The organism is Rhizobium sp. BK251 (genome assembly GCF_004345245.1).
Lineage (GTDB): Bacteria > Pseudomonadota > Alphaproteobacteria > Rhizobiales > Rhizobiaceae > Rhizobium.
In genome coordinates, this window is the sequence record NZ_SLUQ01000001.1 from 613,229 (window position 1) to 630,330 (window position 17,102).

Consider the following 17,102-nt stretch of genomic DNA (forward strand, 5'->3'; position numbering starts at 1 on the left):
GGCACAAACTGCGCCCGGCCTTGTCGGAGTGACGACTAACCAAAGGACCGCTAATCAGCCTCGTGCGACATAGGAATTTCTGTTTCCGTGCAGGATCGGAACGCCCTCCATGACCGGGGCGGGGTCAAGGCGGAATAGGTGGGCTGACGCTTTCAGCTTTCGCCGATGGACAGTGACGACAAACTCCGCTCCCATGGCGAAGCAATCATACTGATTCCTTCGCGAGGGACGCGCATGCCGAAGTGGGACGGAACGTACACCTGGGACCGGCCGCCGTCGAAGACCGGAGCGCCGGCCCGGCTGAAAGTGGCGACCTGCCAGTTCCCGGTGGCCCCCGATTTGGGCGCCAACCTCGCGCATATCCTCGATCTGATCGGCAGGGCGGCCGAGGCAGGCGCCGATGTCGTGCATTTTCCCGAATGCGCGATCTCAGGCTATGGTCCGTCGAACTGGCCGGACTGGACCGGTTTTGACTGGGAGGCACTCGATGCTGTTGTCGGGGAGGTGCGTGCGGCTGCCCGGGCCAAGGGTATTTGGGTGGTTGCCGGCTGCGCCCACCGCGAAGCCGAAGGCCGCAAGCCGTTCAACTCGCTCTATGTGATCGATCGCAAGGGCGAAATCGTCGGACGCTACGACAAGCAGCGCTGCAGCGACAACGACCTGCGCGCCTTCACCGCCGGCGAGCGACCGCTGGTGGTCGAGATCGACGGAGTGCGCTGCGGCTTCCTCATCTGCCTCGATTGGTCTTTCCCCGAACTTTGGCAGGGCTACTTTGGCGAGGTGGAGCTGCTCTTCCATTCCGCCGTCAGTGACAGCCACTTCCGGGACAAGAACGCCACCCTCGTCATTCCATCGCTGATGCAGTCCTATGCCTGGCTGCACGTCTATGCGATCAGCCTCTCCAACTCCTGCCGGCCGGGCCAGGATTTCTCGAGCCTCTGGATCGAGCGGAGTGGCCATATCGGCGGCCAAGCCACCCGCCATGAGGCCGGGTTGACCATCAATGCGCTGTCAGACGATCCGGAGCAGGATCGCTTCTTCAATTCGGTCATCGCCTATCGCAAATCGCTGCGCGAGAAGGCGCGCGTTCCCGCCGCCTGACGGGAAAGGCGACTTTGTGCCTACTTGGCCTTGTGCAGGAGCACGCCGAGCTCGTGCCATAGCCGCCCGTCGCGCTCGATCAGCAGGTCGGCCGAGGCCGGTCCCATGGTGCCGGGAGCATAGGAATCGGGATCGTCGCCCTCTCTTGCCCACACATCGAGGAAAGGCTGCACCGCCGCCCACCCGGCCTCGATGCCGTCGGCGCGCTGGAACAGTGTCTGGTCGCCGATGAAGAGGTCATAGAGCAAGGATTCATAGCCCGTCATCTTGCCGATATCGAACTTGTCGGCATAGCGGAAGTCGAGGGAGACCGGCACGGTATCGACGGAAAGCCCGGGAGACTTGATGGAGATTTCCATGCTCAGGCCCTCGTCGGGTTGCACCTGGATGACCAGCTTGTTGGGCGGCAGGTGGCGCTTGACCTCCGTCTCGCGGAATTGTGCGAAAGGCACCTGCCGGAAGGTCACGACGATTTCGGTATCGCGCGCCGTCATCGCCTTTCCGGTCCTCAGGTAGAAAGGCACGCCCGCCCAACGCCAGGTATCGGCATAAAGCTTCAGTGCCACGAAGGTTTCGGTCTTGCTGTCGGGCGCCACGTCCTTCGTCTGCCGGAAGGCGGTGATGCTGCTGCCGTCCAGCGTACCGGCCGTGTAGACGCCGCGCACCGAGTGGTTGGCCGCTTCTTCCGCCGTGTAGATGCGCAGCGCGCTGAGCACCTTGCTCTTTTCGGTCCGGATCGCCTCGGCGCCGAAGCCGTTCGGCGGCTCCATGGCGATCATGGCGAGGAGCTGGAAAAGATGGTTGGGGATCATGTCGCGCAGCGCGCCGGTTGCGTCATAGAATTTGCCGCGGCTGCCGACATCGACGGTCTCCGCCGCCGTGATCTGGACATGGTCGATGTAGTTGTTGTTCCACAGTGCCTCGATCATCATGTTGGCGAAACGCGCCGTCAGGATGTTCTGCACCGTCTCCTTTCCAAGGAAGTGGTCGAGCCGATAGACCTGGCTCTCGTGGACCTTGCCCAGGATGCAGGCGTTCAGCGCCTGCGCGGACGCAAGGTCGGTGCCGAATGGCTTCTCGATGGCGATGCGGCGGAAGGCGCCGTCGCTCTCGCGCATCAGGCCGTGATCGGCGAGCTTTTCGATGATCAGGCCAAAAAACTGCGGCGGAACGGCGAGATAGAAAGCGGCATTTCCGCTGGGTGCCCGCAGCAGGCGCCTTTCGATCTCGTGGAAGATATCGTCCTTGTTGAAGTCGCCGGAGATATAGGAAACGCGCTCGCGCAGGCTGCGCCAGGCTTCGTCCCTTTCCGGCGCGTCGGGGTCGCCGAGGCCGGCAAGGAAATTGTCGAGCCTCGAGACCAGCATGGCATCGTCACCTGGCTCGATGCCGACCCCCAATATGTCGAGATCGTCGCCGACCAGTCCACTGCGCGTCAGGTTTATGATTGCCGGGACCAGCAGCCGGCGTGTCAAATCGCCGGTCGCGCCGAAGATGACGAGCGTGGCCGGAGGTGTAGGGGCGGCATCCATGGCGGTCTCCTCACGATTTTCCAACGACTATAACGCGCGTTGCTCTTCCGGCAAGGACCGGGGTCGGTTGGGCCAGCAAGTGGCCGGACCGACCCGCCGGCGACAGTCTTCCGTTTCAGCGCTTTACGGCGATCATGAACAATCGCGGGAACCTCAACAGCACGCGCCCGTCCGCCATCTTCGGATAGACCGTTTCCAGACGCTGGAGGTAGTCGGCCAGGAACGCCTCGCGATGCTCCGCACCAGCATTGGCGAGATAGGGCATCAACCCGGTTCCCTTCACCCACTCGACGATCGCGGCCGCGTCGGCCATCGGGTGATTGTAGACCGTGTGCCAGATGTCGATGCGCGAGGACTTGCCGATGAGGCGGCTGTAATAGGTCGAAGGCGGGGGTAGGGGATTGCGGCGCACGCTCTTCTTCTCGAAGGCGGCCTTCCAGGGGCCGGCATGCGCCGTCTCCTCCATCATCAGGTGGCTCGGCTCGCCGAGGTTGTCGGGCATCTGGATCGCGAGCACGCCGCCCGGAACCAGGCTGTCCATCAGTCGGTCGAAGATGTCGAGATGGTTCGGCAGCCACTGGAAGACGGCGTTGGCGAAGAGCAGGTCCGCCGGCTCGGAGGGCCGCCAGCTACCAAGGTCGGCTTCGACGAAGTGCGTGCCCGGCAGGCGCTTGCGCGCTGCCTCCAGCATGTTCTGGTCGCTGTCGAGCCCCGAGACGCCCGCCGTTCCGAAGCGCTCGACGATAAGCTCGGTCGAGTTGCCGGGCCCGCAGCCGAGATCGACCGCATGGTTGACGCTTGCAAGCGGCACCTGGGCCAGAAGGTCGCGTGCAGGGCGCGTGCGCTCGTCCTCGAACTTGACATATTGGCTGGCGGACCATGCCATGAAACTAACTCCTTGTATAAAATCAATGATTTATAAGGCCGTCCAATGACGGGAGGGTGATGTGCGGGGAAAGGTCGTGATATTCGTTCGGCGCCTGCTGCCGGTTGATCCACGCCGCGCGGAAGCCGAAGCGAACCGCCCCGGCCACGTCCCAGCGATTGGAGGACTGGAACGAGACTTCGGAAGGCCAAAGCCCATAGGCCTTGGTCACCAGTTCATAGGCGGCCGGCGCGGTCTTGTAGATGCCTAGACCGTCCACGGAGAAAATATCGTCGATCAGCGTGTCGAGCCCAGAGTGGCCGACGACTGCCGAGAGCATCGAAGGCGTGCCGTTGGAAAGGATCGCGATCTTCACGCCGCGCTGCTTCAAAGCCCTCAATGCTGCCGGCACCTCCGGAAAGCAGTCGAGTGTCCGGTAGGCGGCAAGAAGATCGGCCCTGAGACTGCGGTCGACGCTCGGGATGCGGTCGAAGGCATAGTCGAGCGCCTCGGCGGTCAGCACCTCGAAATCCGCGTAGGCGCCCATCAGCGAGCGCACCCAGGTATATTCGAGCTGCTTGGCACGCCAGATATCGGAAAGCGCCTGGCCGTCAGGACCGGCTCGTCCAGCATGGCGCCGGACGGCGGCATGAACGTCGAACAGCGTGCCGTAGGCATCGAAGACATAGGCTGCGCAGGTCATCGTTCCTCCTTCGGCATGTGCCGGGCAATGACGCCGTTTCCGTCAGGCCACCTCTTCTAGCCGCCTGATGCGTACCTTGTCGATATTGCGCCCGTCGAGCTTGACGATCTCGAAGTGAAGATCGCCGGAAGTGAGCGTCTCCCCCTCGTGAGGCAGATGGCCCAGCCGCCAGAGAATGAAGCCCGCGAGCGTCGAGTAGCGGTCGGCATCGTCGACGAGGTCCGCCTCTACCAGCTTCGAGGCGTGGCGGATGTCGATCCAGCCGTCGACAGTGAGCGATCCGTCCTCGGCCTTTTCGATCGTCAGCTTCTCGTCGTCCTCGTCCGGGAATTCACCGGCGATCGCTTCGAGAAGGTCGGTCGGCGTAACGATGCCTTCGAGTTCGCCATACTCGTCGAGGACGACCGCGATGTTCTGGTTCGACTGGCGAAGCTGCTCCATCAGCTTCAGCGCGCTGATGCTTTCATGCACGACGAGGGGCTGGCGGAGCGAGCGCTCGGGATTGATCCTGCCCTCCTGCATGATGTCACGGAGAAGGTCGCGGGCGCTGGCGACGCCGATGAAGTGGTCGAGGCTTCCCCGCGCGACCGGAAAGCGCGAATGGCCGAGTTCGAGGATCGCCTGCTGCAGTTGCTCGGGCGGCTCCTCGAGGTCGAGCCAGACGATGTCGGTACGTGGCGTCATGATCGATTTCGCGGATCGGTCGGCAAGCGTCAGCACGCCCTGGATCATGTCCTTCTCCTCTTCGGAAAAGACCTCGTCCTCCGCCGTCTGCTCCGCGATCAGGTCTGCCGTCGAGCCGAGCGTCACCTGCGGCCGCTTGCCGCCGAGCAGGTTGAGCACGGCATCCGCCGTCCTTTCACGGATATTGCTCGGCGTGATCAGCCGTTCGCGATTGTGGCGGGCGACCTGGTTCAGCGACTCGATGATGATCGAGAAGCCGATTGCGGCGTAGAGATAGCCCTTCGGAATGTGGAAGCCGAAGCCCTCGATGATCAGCGAGAAACCGATCATCATCAGGAAGCCCAGGCAGAGAATGACGACAGTGGGATGCTTGCCGACGAAGAGCGTCAGCGGCTTCGAAAGCATCAGCATGACGCCGACGGCGATGGTGACCGCAATCATCATGACCGGCAGGTGTTGCACCATGCCGACGGCGGTGATCACGCTGTCTAGCGAGAAGATCGCGTCGAGCACGACGATCTGCACGATCACCTGCCAGAAGACGGCGTGCACCACCTTGCGCTCGCCGTTGTGATCCTCGCCCTCCAGCCGCTCGTGCAGCTCCATCGTCCCCTTGAAGAGCAGGAACAGTCCGCCGACGACGAGGATGATGTCGCGGCCCGAAAAGGCAAAGCCGTAGACGGTGAGGAGCGGTTCCGTCAGCGTCACCACCCAGGCGATCGAGGCGAGCAGCGCCATGCGGATGATGAGTGCGAGTGCAAGGCCGGTGACGCGTGCCGCGTCGCGCTGGTGCGGTGGCAGCTTGTCCGCCAGGATGGCGATGAAGACAAGGTTGTCGATGCCGAGAACGATCTCGAGCACAACGAGCGTCGCAAGCCCGACCCAGGCGGAAGGGTCGGATATCCATTCGAAGAACATTAGTCAGTACATGCGGCTACGGTCGTCGCAGACCTGCCGCTCCCTTTGTGAAAATCCGGGTTGGTTTGCCCAAGAGCAGGTGCAAGCCCAAGGCCTTTGCGCCGCCTATGCTGAAAGCGTGAGAGCCGAGCTGTCGAAGCAAGCCATCCGATATGGGCGTTATGGGAGGGTCTACAGTGGCCGCCGTCTTCCTCGCCGGGCTCTTGCCGGCCGGGATGAGGCGAACTGGTACTGGAAGGGTCGCTGTCGGGCATGCGCGCAATTTGCAGATGAATGATCGATCGCGCAAGGGGTTTTGCGCGAGATTATCCTATCCGCGTTCCATGACGAACGCGTGGCAGGCAGGGGGCGATTGGCTGCGGGTGTAATATCCACGACACAAAGGGCGAGCATACAGCGCATCGAACCACCCGCATCCGCGTCTCCGTTCCCCACCACATATCCCTTCCGATTGGAGAATTCCCATGACCACCTTGCCCGTCGTCGGCGCCGCCATGCCTCTTGACGATGTAGAAATCCACCGCGCCTGGATTCTCGAAAAGCATCGCGACCTCGAGCTGCAGAGCTTCGTCGATGCCGACGTGTTGAACGGCGATTGGGCGCCGCTTGCGGCCCGCGCGCGAAAGCTGCTTGACGGCTACCGTGGCCGCCTCGGGATCCACGGCCCGTTCTGGGGCTTTGCGATCGCTTCGCAGGACGCTGAGATCCGCGCCGTCGTCTCCAAGCGCCTCCTGCAGGGGCTCGAAGTCTGCGCCGCGATCGGGGCAACCCAGATGGTGGTCCACAGCCCCTATACGACGTGGTCCTACAACAATCTCGACGCCAATCCCGGCGAGCGCGAACGTGTCGTCGAATTCTGCCATCTGACGATGCGCGAAGCCGTACGCCGCGCCGAGGACATCGGCTGCACGATGGTCATCGAGAATATCGAGGACAAGGACCCCCATATCCGCGTTGCGCTTGCCGAGAGCTTCAACTCATCAGCCGTCGCGGTGTCGATCGATACCGGCCACGCCTACTATGCCCATGGTTCCACGGGTGCCCCGCCGGTGGATTACTATGTCGGTGCCGCCGGCAACCTCTTGCAGCACGTCCACCTGCAGGATGCCGATGGCTATGCCGACCGGCACTGGAGCCTCGGTGAGGGCACCATCCAGTGGCGCTCCGTCTTCAAGGCGCTTTCCAGGCTGCAGAGCAATCCGCGCCTGATCATCGAGATCAAGGACAAGTCGAAGGTTCCGGCTTCTGCCGCCTACCTGGCATCGATCGGCGTCGCCGTCTAAGCATGATTTCCGGCATGGCATGCGGTGGCGAGCCGCGTGCCATGCCGGTCACTTTGGAAGCAGCGCCCTTAACGAGGCGACGCGCCTACCGCTGCTTGTCCGGATGGAAACGGCCGTCCATGAACCTTCCGGCATGCGCGAGAGCCTTGCGCCCGCGCTCCAGATGCGCATTCCACATCGGCCAGGCGTGGATCATGTGGGGCCAGATCTCCAGCGTGACCTCGACATCCGCTTCTCCGGCGGCGGCCGCAAATCGCGTCGCGTCCGCAAGCAATGTCTCGGCCGAGCCTACCTGGATGAGGAGCGGCGGCAGGCCCTTCGGATCGGCGAAGAGGGGAGAGGCCCTCGGATCCCTGCGATCGATCGTCGATGGCAGATAGGCATCGACGAGTTCCTGCAGGTAGGCCTCGTGGATCAGCGGGTCGATCGTCTCCTTCGTCGCGAGCGTCGCGCCGGAGAGCGTGAGGTCGGTCCAGGGCGAGATCAGCCAGCCGCAGGCGGGCAGAGCTTCTCCTGCATCGCGGAGCATGTTCATCAGCGCGATGGTGAGACCGCCTCCGGCGCTGTCTCCGCCCACGGCGATGTTTTCTGCCGGGATGCCCTGTTCGCGCAGGAAGCGCCAGGCCGCCAATGCATCGTCGAGTGCAGCGGGAAACGGCTTCTCCGGCGCCAGGCTATAGCCGACGGCAAGCGTTCGCACGCCTGCCGCCCGGCCGGCCTCCGTCACCAGGCGGCGATGGCTGACGATCGAGCCCGAGCAATAGCCGCCACCGTGAAAGAACATCAGGACCCGCGACGGGTCGCTTCCGGGCGCGATGGACCATTCCGCGGAAAAGCGTCCGAGTTCCACCCGCTGAAGCGTGATATCGTCCGCAATGGGCCAGGTCGCGCCCACTTCCTCGATCCTCTTGCGCCGCTCGGCCCAGCCCACGGGGCGCGGCTTGGAGGCCAGCAGGGTTCGTATGGCATCGATTTCGCTTTGGCCCACCATCTCTGATCCACCCCTGAGCGCGCGGCAGGTTGCTGCCGTATCCTCGTCGATCATATGCATTAGCTACCGGGAGCGGATGCAGTTGCGCCGCTTCCTCTCCGCCCGCCCGCGGAACCCTCCGACCGGCAATATGCGAGGCGGCCGTGCCGGGCTCGGCAAGCAGGATAGAATTGGCGTGTCGTGGTTGCAAGAAGCGATCTCGACAGCCTCGAGGCGCAGTCGGCCATCGCCATTCCCCGGCAAGCCCTGTGACATCATGGATCAGTTGAATTTTCGAAGCATCTTGCGCGATGGGCAATTCGGATTGTATATTAAGGATAATTTATATCCGTATGAATTGGAGTCGAAGCCATGATATTGCGTAGCCATGTCGAGTGGGCGCTCCATTGCTGTGCAATTCTCGCGGGGCTTCCCGAGGGCAAGTATCTCTCAACCAAGGCGCTCGCCGAATTCCATGGGCTGCCGAAGGAATATCTCTCCAAGGCGCTCCAGGCACTCTCGCAGGCCGATCTCGTGGATACGACCCTCGGTCCGACCGGCGGTTACCGCCTTGCGAAGCCCACCTCCGACATCACTGTGCTTGATATCGTGGAAGCGGTGGAGGGTAAGGCGAGAACCTTCGAATGCACGAATATCCGTGCTGCCAATCCTTGCCGCCCGGCCGGGTTTTGCGACGCTGGGCCTTGTGCGGTCGCGAGGGTCATGTGGGCGGCGGATGAGGCGTGGCGTTCTTCGCTGAGAAATGTCCGCCTTTCCGACCTCGTCGCGACTGTCGCGGATGATGTGCCGCAGGACGTATGGAAAAGCACCGGTGCGTGGATAGCCCGGCGCGCGGGATAACGAGATGCGACCGCCCGTGCCAGCGGAGAAGGCACGGGCGGCCGGTCGTCGTCACTTCTGCGGGAACGTAAGCTCGTGCTCTTTGGTATCGACAACGAAGACGGCAAGCAGTTTCGCCGGCTTGGTCTTGCTACCGTTGGCGCTGACGCCGTGATGGTCGCCCGGCAGTTCGCTGAAGCTCTCGCCGGCCTTGTAGGTCTTGACGGGTCCGTCGTTGACCTGGCTGGTGATTTCACCCTCGAGCACCGTCGCGTAGATGAACGCCGAGGTGGCATGGGTGTGTGCCGCACTGAAACCGCCGGGTCCGTATTCGACGAGCACGCCGCGGATGCTCTTTCCGGGAACGTTCGGTAGTTCGTGGTCATAGACCTGCGTGACCTTCGCGTCCTTGTTGGTGGTCTTCAGGTCGTGGGCATTGGCAACGGCTGCCGTCAACGCGAGTGCCGCGACTGTTGCGGCAAGAACGGACTTGATCATTGGAATTCTCCTTTCATTTGCTTCGCATGAGGCGTGCGAGCAGAGCTCTTCAGGCTGCCTTTTCTGCGAGCCATTTCTTGAGTGTCGTGGCGCCAAGCTTCGGATTTTCGTCCGAGACGAGCGAGCCCGGCTGGAGCTTGGAGCCGAAATATTCCGCCTCGGGATCGCCGACGACGGTGCGGCTGTCGCCCTTCAGGGCAAGGTAGTCCTTGACGACCTCGTTCATCGGGAACCGTTCCGGACCTGCGATCTCGAGGATGCCGGTCAGAGGCTTCGCGAGGGCTGCCTCTGCCACGAAGCCCGCGACGTCGCTCGCGGCGATCGGCTGCAGGAAGCCGGTCGATACCCTGACCTCGTCGCCTGTCGTCGCGGTGTAGGCGATGGCATCGAGGAATTCGAGGAACTGGGTTGCCCTGACGATGGTGTAGGGAATCCCGGAGTTCCTGATGATTGTTTCCTGCGCCAGCTTCGCCCGGAAATAACCATTCCCCGGCAGCCGGTCCGTGCCGACGACGGAAAGCGCGACGAAGTGGTGGATGCCTGCTTCCTTGCCGGCCTTTACCAGGTTCGTGGTGGACTTCTGGAAGAATTCCAGCACGGCCTGGTCCTCGAAGGACGGCGAGTTCGAGACGTCGACGAGGACGTCCGCGTTCTTGAGGGCCTCGGCGATGCCTTCTCCAGTAACGGCGTCGATGCCGTTGCGCCGGGATGCGGCAATGACCTCGTGGCCCTTCAGCTTCAGGGTTTCCGCGACTTTCGATCCGATGAGGCCGCTGCCTCCGATGATGACCATTTTCATGGTTGCTCTCCTTCAGGTCTTGTCTTGGTTTCTGCTGATTTGACGCCTGCGGTTTAGGCGAGCCCTGCCTTGTCGAGGCCGTACATCTTGTCGGCGGAGCCCGGGGTCGCCTGGAATGCAACACCTGCACGGTTCCAGGCATTGATCGTCATGATTACGAAGGTCAGGTCGGCGAGTTCCTTTTCCGAGAACTGGCCCCTGACACGCTCGTATAGTTCGTCCGAGACGCCTTCGCTCAGGGAAGCCGTAAGGGCCTCGGTCCATGCCAGTGCAGCGCGCTCGCGCGGCTCGAACAGCGGCGATTCCTTCCAGATGGCCACATGATACAGCCTGAGCTCGCGCTCACCGTGAATCTTCGCCTCCTTCACATGCATGTCCAGGCAAAAGGCGCAGCCGTTCAGCTGGGAGGCGCGGATCTGGACCAGATCGATCATCCGGTCCTCGATGACGCCGTGCCGGAGGAGACCGGAAAGCTCCGCGAGCTTCTGGAACATCTCGGGCGACAGCTTTGCGTAGTTAAGTCGTTGATTCATTTTGCTCTCCTTTAATTGAGGATATTAAATATCCTTATGGATATAAAATATCCGTGATTGCTGGACTGTAAAGCGAAACTGCGCTACGTTTTGGGAATAATCGCTATGACGAAAAGTATGAGGGGCAGACGATGGACATCGTGGCGGCACTCAAAACCTTCATGCGGGTTGCGGAGACGGGTTCGTTTTCTGCTGCCGCGCTCGATCTCGAACTCACCCAGCCGGCCGTTTCGCGCCAGGTGTCATCCCTCGAGGTGAAGCTGAACGCGCGGCTGCTTCACAGGACGACGAACGGTCTGGCACTGACGGCGGAGGGGGAGCGGATGCTGCCGCTTGCCCTGAAGGTGCTGGAGGCGGTGGAGGAACTGGGGGACACGGTCTGCGCAGACGCGGCGTCCCCTTCCGGCAAGGTCCGCCTCAGCGTGCCGGTTCCGCTCGGACTTTATCTCAGCGACAGGCTGGGTGCGTTTCTTGACGCCAATCCGCGGTTGGCCGTCGAGCTGATCCTGCGCGAGACAGCCTCCGATCTCGTCGAGGAGGGCATCGACCTGGAAGTCAGACTGGGCCCTGTGGCCGACAGCACGCTGATCTGCCGGCGCATCGGCTGGACGACGGCCCATCTCGTCGGCTCGCCCTCCTATCTTGCCCGCCGGGAGCAACCGCTGAGGCCCGAGGATCTGAAGGAACACGATTGCATATGCTACGCCCGCGCCGGCATGGCGCGCACCTGGACCTTCTCCAGCGGATCGCGTGACGAGAGCGTCCGCGTCGCGCCTCGGCTGACCTCGAACAACGTCGTCGCCGTTCACCGCGCAACGCTCGCGGGTGCCGGTCTCTCGGTGTTGTCGCATATTGTGGCGGATCCCGAGATCGAGGCGGGGCGGCTGGTGAAGCTGATGCCGGACTATCCGCCGTCGCCCCTGCCTATCAATGTCGTCTACCCGTCCAGGAAAAACGTGCCTTCGCGGGTCAAGGCCGTCCTCGATTTTCTCGTGGACGCGGTCCGGGCGGATCCGCGCATGTGCGCTGTCGGCGATACCGACGAGGCCCAGTAGAGCGCCCCGGCCTCAGAACCGGGTAATCACGCTGATGCCAGTTCCTTCCGCCTTGTCGAGCGCCATCAGGGCAGGGACAGCCTCTTCGAGGCTGATCCTGCGGCCGATCAGCTTCTGCGGCGCGATCTTGCCGGCTGCGAGCATCGATAGCATCGCGTCGTAGCGCCACGCCTGCATTCCGTGGCTGCCATAGATCTCGAGTTCGTGGGAGATTACCTGCGCCATCGGGATCTGCGGCGTCGCGTGGCTGCCGGTCATCAGCCCCACCTGCACGTGCCGTCCGCGGCGGCGAAGGTTCTTGATGGAGTTGAAGCATGTGGCGGGGTGCCCCAGCGCGTCGATCGAGACGTGCGCTCCGCCCTTGGTGATCTCGCGCACCGCCTCTGCCACATCCGTGACCTTCGACGCGTTGATGGTAGCGACAGCCCCGCACTCGCGGGCGAAGGCGAGCTTCTCGTCGGATATGTCGATCGCGATTGCATTTGCACCGAGCGCCGTTGCGATCATGATGGCGGAGAGGCCGACACCGCCGCAGCCATGCACGGCGATCCACTCGCCGGGGCGCGTGCGCGCCTGGTCCGAAACGGCCCGGAAGGAGGTGGCGAAACGGCAGCCGAGGCTCGCCGCGGTCGCATCGTCGATGGTGTCAGGCAGGTGCACGAGATTGGTGTCGGCATAGTCGATCGCAACATATTCGGCAAACGAGCCCCAATGGGTGAAGCCCGGCTGGAACTGGTTGGGACAGACCTGCTGGTTGCCGGAATGGCACTCGGCGCAATGCCCGCAGCCGGAAACGAAAGGCACGGTCACGCGGTCGCCGATCCTGAAACGCATCACGCCCTTGCCGATCGCAATCACCTTGCCCGCCAGCTCATGCCCCGGCACATGCGGCAGGTGGATGTCCGAGTCATGGCCCATCCAGCCGTGCCAGTCGCTGCGGCAAAGACCAGTGGCGCCCACCTTGATGACGACGCCGTCCTCCGAAGGTGTCGGATCGGGAAGGGTCCGGATCTCCGGTTCCTTCTCGAAGGCGTCGTAGAACATGGCTTTCATCGGATTGTCTCTTGAGCGTGCCGCTTCGATTCCCGCTCCATGATGGCACCGCGGGGCGATTGCTCCAATGGCCGGATGCATCATTTTCGCTTATGCACCCATCGATGCGGAGAGGGGTCGCGCGCAGGATTATTACAATTGAAACGCGCTCTCCGGCATATTCTTGCTTACGCATTCCCGCAGCGAGTTTGCCCTTGACCGGCCCGAACCGGGGGGATTTTGCTACTTGCCTTCAAGAACAAAAGGATAGGGAACATGGCCGTCGATACGTCGCCTCGCACAGCAACCTGGACCTATGTCGAGGGAGAATGGCTCCAGGGGAACCCGCCGCTGATCGGCCCGACCTCCCACGCAATGTGGCTCGGCTCCTCGGTGTTCGACGGCGCCCGCTGGTTCGATGGCATCGCTCCCGATCTCGATCTGCATTGCCAGCGCGTCAACCGCTCGGCGGTCGCCATGGGACTGAAGCCCCTGAAGACCGCCGAGGAAATCGAGCAACTGACCTGGGAAGGCATCAAGAAGTTCGATGGCAAGACGCCGATCTATATCAAGCCGATGTATTGGGGCGAGCATGGCTCGCCCGGCAGCGTCGTCATGGTCGATGGTGCGAGCACCCGTTTTGCCCTTTGCCTCTTCGAGGCGCCGATGGGTGGCCACGGCGGTACGTCGCTTACCCTTTCTCCCTATCGCCGGCCGACGCCGGAATGCGCCAATACCGACGCGAAGGCCGGCGCCCTCTACCCGAACAGCGCCCGCATGATCATGGAGGCGAAGAGCCGCGGTTTCGACAATGCCCTGGTGCGCGACCTGAACGGAAACGTCGTGGAGACCGCATCCTCCAACGTCTTCATGGTCAAGGATGGCGTCGTCAAGACGCCGGCCGCCAACCGCACCTTCCTGGCGGGCATCACCCGCGGGCGCGTCATCAAGCTCCTGCAGCATGCGGGCTTCGACGTCCGCGAGGCGACGCTCGGCGTTGAGGACTTCATGGATGCCGACGAAGTCTTCACGAGCGGCAACTATTCGAAGGTCGTTGCCGTCGCGCGGCTCGACGACCGCGAATTCCAGCAGGGACCCGTCACGCGCAAGGCGCTGGAACTTTACATGGACTGGGCCCACGGCCGTCTTGCCAGCGCAGAGTAAGCGCGCTGGACTATTGCAGCGGGACGCCTAGATCCTCAATGTTTCTGGCCCGCTAGCTTTGAAGTCGCCCCATGATCGTTCGTCCTCGGCCCACCGCGCTTCAATTGTTCTACACGATGCGCGGTTCGGTCATCAAACAGGTCTTCCCGCAGATCCTGTTTACCGGCGTTCTCTCGGCGCTCGTCGTCCTGGCCCATAACGTCGCCCCCGGGATGCTGCCGGACTTCAGCGGTGCGCCCTTCGCCGTCCTTGGGCTTGCAATCTCCATCTTCCTCGGTTTCCGCAACAATGCCTGTTATGACCGCTGGTGGGAGGCGCGGCGGCTCTGGGGCCAGTTGATCTCGTCTTCGCGCAGTTTTGCCCGCCAGACGCTCATCCTTGAGTGCGGCGCTGGAGAAGAGGGCCGGATTGCACGGCTGCGGCTGCTCAGTTTGCTCATTGCTTTTGCCCAATCGCTGGTGTTCCACCTTCGCCCGTCGGAGGCCCATCGCGGCAAGGTCGTCGAGCGGCTACCGCCTGATCTCGCGGAACGGTTCCACGCCAGCCGCAATCCGTCGAATGCGATAATACAGGCAATCGGCCATGATCTCGCGGCTTTGCGCGCACGCGGCCTCCTCAGCGACATTGACTTCCAGTCGCTGGACCGCACGCTGGGCGAAATGACCTTCGCGCAGGCCGGTTGCGAGCGGATCCGCTCCACGCCGGTGCCTTTCGGCTACACGCTGCTGCTGCACCGCACCGCTCATTTGTTCTGTCTGCTGCTGCCCTTCGGCTTCGCTGACGTGCTGGACTGGTTCACGCCGATCACCGTGTCTCTGGTCGCCTACACCTTCTTCGGGCTCGACGCGCTTGGCGACGAGCTTGAAGAACCGTTCGGAACGCGGTCGAATGCGCTGCCGATCGGCGCTCTGGCCGACACGATCGAGATCAACCTGCGCGAGGCGATGGGCGAGACCGACCTGCCTCCACTGCCCATGCCGGTGGACTACCTGCTCATGTGATTGCGGAGACCGTTCAGCGCTCCTGATCTTCCCTCGGGCGGACCAGCCAGGAATAGGCGGCCCCCGCGAGAAGCAGGATGCACGTGCCGAGGAAGACCGCCCGCATGCCGATATGGCCGCCGACGAAGCCGCCGAGCACCGGCCCCGCGACTTGTCCCACATACTGCGAGGAAATGGAAAGGCCGAGAATGCTGCCCGCCGCGCTGTCGGGCACGCTGTGGCGGATGACGGCCGAGATGCAGGGCAGGAGACCGCCAAGCGCAACGCCCATCAGGAAGCGCAGCACGATAAGCTGCCAGGAAGCCGTGACGAAAGCCTGTGGGATGAGCAGCAGTGCAGCCGCAGCAAGCGCCCCGGCGATGACGGGCCAGTGGCCGATGCGGTCGGCAAGCTTGCCGAGATAGGAGGCTGACAGGATGCTGCCGAGTGCCGCTGCCGACATCACGATGCCGGCGACCATCGTCACATGGCCGAGGTCGGCGACGATCTGGGCGACGTAGACGGTAATGATCGGCTCGATCGACATGTTGGCGAGCATCAGCAGCAATCCCGTCGCAAGCATCGCGACGACCGGGCGCTTGTCCGGGATGGACTTCCAGCCGCCGGACGCCTTCGCCGCCTGCTTGCGCGCCGGCGACTTTTCCTCGCGTATGAGGAAGGTGGTCGCAAGGAAGGTCAGGAAGATGACCCCGCCCGCCGCAAGGAAGGTATTGCGGATGCCGATGATGGGCGGCAGCGCGCCGCCAATCAGCGGTCCGACGAGGTTGCCCGCCATGATGCCGGAGGAAAGCATGCCGAGCGCCCAGGCCGATCGATCCTTCGGCGTCTGCGTCGCGACCAGCACCATCGAACCGGAGGCATAACCGCCCGCAAGGCCGACGAAGAGCCTGAGCGCGACGAGCTGCCAGACGCTTCCCGCCATGCCCATCAGCGAGATGGCGACCGTCATGCCGAGGCTTGCCCGCACCAGCATCAGCTTGCGGCCGTAGATGTCTCCGAGCCGCCCCCAGAGCGGGGCGACGATCGCCGCCGCAAAGAAGGTTGCGCCATAGGCGATCCCCGACCATTGCACGATCGCCGCATGGTCGCTCACACCGAGCTCCTCGACATAGAGCGGCAGGAAGGGCAGGAGCAGCGTCATGGCGACGATGGTGGTGAACGAGCCGACAAGCGCGATCACCAGGTTGCGTTTCCAATGAACTGACCCGGCCGCAACATCCGTCGCGTCCATCTGTGTCTCGGTCATGTCGGGGTCTCGATGCAGCCTGTTTGAGGAGGCGCAAATCTACGCCCCACAAAAGAGGCTGCCAAGGACGGTTCGGGGCAAAAGCGTTCGGTGTCGGCGCAGTCCTGCTTTTCTACCGTTGATGGCGCGGTCAGCCGCCCTGCTTTCCCGACGCCGGCGCGTTGTACCGCCTAGGACGAGTAGCCGCGTTGCCGCAGCCGGACGATCTTGAAGAAGCCGCCGGGAAAGAGCGGCTGGATGTCGACGACCTGGAAATCGCCGCGCGTCCGTGCCCAGCCGGTGATCTGCTCCATGCGGAAGGCGGAACTCCATCCGACGCGGTGGACGAGGGGCGCGATCGCCTCCTCGATTGCCGTCTGCAGCCCGGTTCCTTCGCTGATCTTGCTGGCAAGGATGATCTCCCCGCCGTTGCGCAGCACCCGTGCACACTCGTCGAGCGCCCGTTCCGGCTCGGGGATCAGCGTGATGACGAAGGGCAGGCACACGGCATCGAAGGTGCGGTCGGCAAAGGCGAGGCGGCGCGCATCCATGACGCGCAGCGCTTCGACATGGCGCAGGCCCTCGCGGGCGACCTTGAGGTGCGCCCGCGCGATCATGTGTTCGGAAATGTCGATGCCGGTCACACGGCAATTGCTGGGATAGTGAGGCAGCACGAGGCCCGTGCCGACGCCCACTTCGAGAATGCGTCGTCCGGTACGGGAAGCCGCCTCCGCCACCCTGCGATGAGTGTCGCGCAGGAGGCCACGATAGACATGGTCGTAGATCGGCGCCCAGCGCCGATAGACCGCGCGCTGGTGCTCGGCTGTGTCGTTCAGGCGCGTGAAAGGCATGGTTCCCCCCCTCGAAGGCTCGGCGCCGCCTCTCAACTCCCAAGGGCG

The 17,102-nt window shown here is 63.2% G+C and carries 17 protein-coding genes; 6 read left to right on the forward strand and 11 right to left on the reverse strand.

What is annotated here, in order from left to right:
* Positions 1-234 precede the first annotated feature (234 nt).
* Positions 235-1,101 carry a carbon-nitrogen hydrolase family protein gene (locus EV286_RS02935; RefSeq protein ID WP_165932768.1) on the forward strand — a complete coding sequence of 289 codons (867 nt, stop codon included), beginning with the start codon at positions 235-237 and terminating at the stop codon, positions 1,099-1,101.
* Positions 1,102-1,121: 20 nt separating this feature from the next.
* Here the strand turns inward: EV286_RS02935 and zwf are convergent, their stop codons facing one another.
* From zwf to EV286_RS02955, 4 genes are all read right to left on the reverse strand, one after another.
* Positions 1,122-2,633 carry a glucose-6-phosphate dehydrogenase gene (gene zwf, locus EV286_RS02940; protein WP_132955497.1) on the reverse strand — a complete coding sequence of 504 codons (1,512 nt, stop codon included), beginning with the start codon at positions 2,631-2,633 and terminating at the stop codon, positions 1,122-1,124.
* Between the two features lie 115 nt (positions 2,634-2,748).
* Positions 2,749-3,519: a trans-aconitate 2-methyltransferase gene (gene tam, locus EV286_RS02945; RefSeq protein WP_132955498.1), complete on the reverse strand. Its 771-nt coding sequence runs from the start codon at positions 3,517-3,519 to the stop codon at positions 2,749-2,751.
* A gap of 22 nt (positions 3,520-3,541) precedes the next feature.
* On the reverse strand, positions 3,542-4,201 hold the full coding sequence (locus EV286_RS02950) for a haloacid dehalogenase type II (protein WP_132955499.1): 660 nt from the start codon (positions 4,199-4,201) through the stop codon (positions 3,542-3,544).
* Positions 4,202-4,243: 42 nt separating this feature from the next.
* Positions 4,244-5,803, reverse strand: coding sequence for a TerC family protein (locus EV286_RS02955; RefSeq protein WP_132955500.1), 1,560 nt, complete (start codon positions 5,801-5,803; stop codon positions 4,244-4,246).
* A 464-nt stretch (positions 5,804-6,267) separates the two neighbouring features.
* Between EV286_RS02955 and EV286_RS02960 the strand changes: the two genes are divergently transcribed.
* Positions 6,268-7,086, forward strand: a complete 819-nt coding sequence (locus EV286_RS02960) for a sugar phosphate isomerase/epimerase family protein (RefSeq protein ID WP_132955501.1) — start codon at positions 6,268-6,270, stop codon at positions 7,084-7,086.
* Between the two features lie 85 nt (positions 7,087-7,171).
* Here the strand turns inward: EV286_RS02960 and EV286_RS02965 are convergent, their stop codons facing one another.
* On the reverse strand, positions 7,172-8,074 hold the full coding sequence (locus EV286_RS02965; protein ID WP_132955715.1) for an alpha/beta hydrolase: 903 nt from the start codon (positions 8,072-8,074) through the stop codon (positions 7,172-7,174).
* 354 nt (positions 8,075-8,428) lie between these two features.
* Between EV286_RS02965 and EV286_RS02970 the strand changes: the two genes are divergently transcribed.
* On the forward strand, positions 8,429-8,917 hold the full coding sequence (locus EV286_RS02970; protein ID WP_132955502.1) for an Rrf2 family transcriptional regulator: 489 nt from the start codon (positions 8,429-8,431) through the stop codon (positions 8,915-8,917).
* A 51-nt stretch (positions 8,918-8,968) separates the two neighbouring features.
* Here the strand turns inward: EV286_RS02970 and EV286_RS02975 are convergent, their stop codons facing one another.
* Genes EV286_RS02975 through EV286_RS02985 form a run of 3 tightly spaced genes read right to left on the reverse strand, consistent with a single transcriptional unit; the run spans position 8,969 to position 10,726 of the window.
* Positions 8,969-9,394: a cupin domain-containing protein gene (locus EV286_RS02975; protein WP_132955503.1), complete on the reverse strand. Its 426-nt coding sequence runs from the start codon at positions 9,392-9,394 to the stop codon at positions 8,969-8,971.
* 49 nt (positions 9,395-9,443) lie between these two features.
* A complete protein-coding gene (locus tag EV286_RS02980) occupies positions 9,444-10,193 on the reverse strand; it encodes an SDR family oxidoreductase (RefSeq protein ID WP_132955504.1) in 750 nt (249 codons plus the stop codon).
* A 53-nt stretch (positions 10,194-10,246) separates the two neighbouring features.
* On the reverse strand, positions 10,247-10,726 hold the full coding sequence (locus EV286_RS02985) for a carboxymuconolactone decarboxylase family protein (RefSeq protein WP_132955505.1): 480 nt from the start codon (positions 10,724-10,726) through the stop codon (positions 10,247-10,249).
* Between the two features lie 131 nt (positions 10,727-10,857).
* Between EV286_RS02985 and EV286_RS02990 the strand changes: the two genes are divergently transcribed.
* Positions 10,858-11,781, forward strand: coding sequence for a LysR family transcriptional regulator (locus tag EV286_RS02990; RefSeq protein WP_132955506.1), 924 nt, complete (start codon positions 10,858-10,860; stop codon positions 11,779-11,781).
* A gap of 12 nt (positions 11,782-11,793) precedes the next feature.
* On the opposite strand, the gene EV286_RS02995 is transcribed toward EV286_RS02990, so the two are convergent.
* Positions 11,794-12,834: a zinc-dependent alcohol dehydrogenase family protein gene (locus tag EV286_RS02995; protein ID WP_132955507.1), complete on the reverse strand. Its 1,041-nt coding sequence runs from the start codon at positions 12,832-12,834 to the stop codon at positions 11,794-11,796.
* Between the two features lie 255 nt (positions 12,835-13,089).
* Between EV286_RS02995 and EV286_RS03000 the strand changes: the two genes are divergently transcribed.
* Both EV286_RS03000 and EV286_RS03005 read left to right on the forward strand, forming a co-directional pair.
* Positions 13,090-13,977 carry a branched-chain amino acid aminotransferase gene (locus tag EV286_RS03000; RefSeq protein WP_132955508.1) on the forward strand — a complete coding sequence of 296 codons (888 nt, stop codon included), beginning with the start codon at positions 13,090-13,092 and terminating at the stop codon, positions 13,975-13,977.
* A gap of 71 nt (positions 13,978-14,048) precedes the next feature.
* Positions 14,049-14,978, forward strand: a complete 930-nt coding sequence (locus EV286_RS03005; RefSeq protein ID WP_132955509.1) for a bestrophin family ion channel — start codon at positions 14,049-14,051, stop codon at positions 14,976-14,978.
* A 13-nt stretch (positions 14,979-14,991) separates the two neighbouring features.
* Here the strand turns inward: EV286_RS03005 and EV286_RS03010 are convergent, their stop codons facing one another.
* Complete coding sequence (locus tag EV286_RS03010; protein ID WP_132955510.1) at positions 14,992-16,224, reverse strand: multidrug efflux MFS transporter; 1,233 nt, start codon at positions 16,222-16,224, stop codon at positions 14,992-14,994.
* Between the two features lie 170 nt (positions 16,225-16,394).
* Positions 16,395-17,054 (reverse strand): class I SAM-dependent methyltransferase, encoded by a 660-nt coding sequence (locus tag EV286_RS03015; RefSeq protein ID WP_132955511.1) that lies wholly within the window; start codon positions 17,052-17,054, stop codon positions 16,395-16,397.
* Positions 17,055-17,102: the final 48 nt, after the last annotated feature.

Coding starts and splice junctions, on each gene's coding strand:
- EV286_RS02935 (WP_165932768.1), top strand. CDS start 235: ATGCCGAAGTGGGACGGAACGTACACCTGGGACCGGCCGCCGTCGAAG.
- zwf (WP_132955497.1), bottom strand. CDS start 2,633: ATGGATGCCGCCCCTACACCTCCGGCCACGCTCGTCATCTTCGGCGCG.
- tam (WP_132955498.1), bottom strand. CDS start 3,519: ATGGCATGGTCCGCCAGCCAATATGTCAAGTTCGAGGACGAGCGCACG.
- EV286_RS02950 (WP_132955499.1), bottom strand. CDS start 4,201: ATGACCTGCGCAGCCTATGTCTTCGATGCCTACGGCACGCTGTTCGAC.
- EV286_RS02955 (WP_132955500.1), bottom strand. CDS start 5,803: ATGTTCTTCGAATGGATATCCGACCCTTCCGCCTGGGTCGGGCTTGCG.
- EV286_RS02960 (WP_132955501.1), top strand. CDS start 6,268: ATGACCACCTTGCCCGTCGTCGGCGCCGCCATGCCTCTTGACGATGTA.
- EV286_RS02970 (WP_132955502.1), top strand. CDS start 8,429: ATGATATTGCGTAGCCATGTCGAGTGGGCGCTCCATTGCTGTGCAATT.
- EV286_RS02975 (WP_132955503.1), bottom strand. CDS start 9,394: ATGATCAAGTCCGTTCTTGCCGCAACAGTCGCGGCACTCGCGTTGACG.
- EV286_RS02980 (WP_132955504.1), bottom strand. CDS start 10,193: ATGAAAATGGTCATCATCGGAGGCAGCGGCCTCATCGGATCGAAAGTC.
- EV286_RS02985 (WP_132955505.1), bottom strand. CDS start 10,726: ATGAATCAACGACTTAACTACGCAAAGCTGTCGCCCGAGATGTTCCAG.
- EV286_RS02990 (WP_132955506.1), top strand. CDS start 10,858: ATGGACATCGTGGCGGCACTCAAAACCTTCATGCGGGTTGCGGAGACG.
- EV286_RS02995 (WP_132955507.1), bottom strand. CDS start 12,834: ATGAAAGCCATGTTCTACGACGCCTTCGAGAAGGAACCGGAGATCCGG.
- EV286_RS03000 (WP_132955508.1), top strand. CDS start 13,090: ATGGCCGTCGATACGTCGCCTCGCACAGCAACCTGGACCTATGTCGAG.
- EV286_RS03005 (WP_132955509.1), top strand. CDS start 14,049: ATGATCGTTCGTCCTCGGCCCACCGCGCTTCAATTGTTCTACACGATG.
- EV286_RS03010 (WP_132955510.1), bottom strand. CDS start 16,224: ATGACCGAGACACAGATGGACGCGACGGATGTTGCGGCCGGGTCAGTT.
- EV286_RS03015 (WP_132955511.1), bottom strand. CDS start 17,054: ATGCCTTTCACGCGCCTGAACGACACAGCCGAGCACCAGCGCGCGGTC.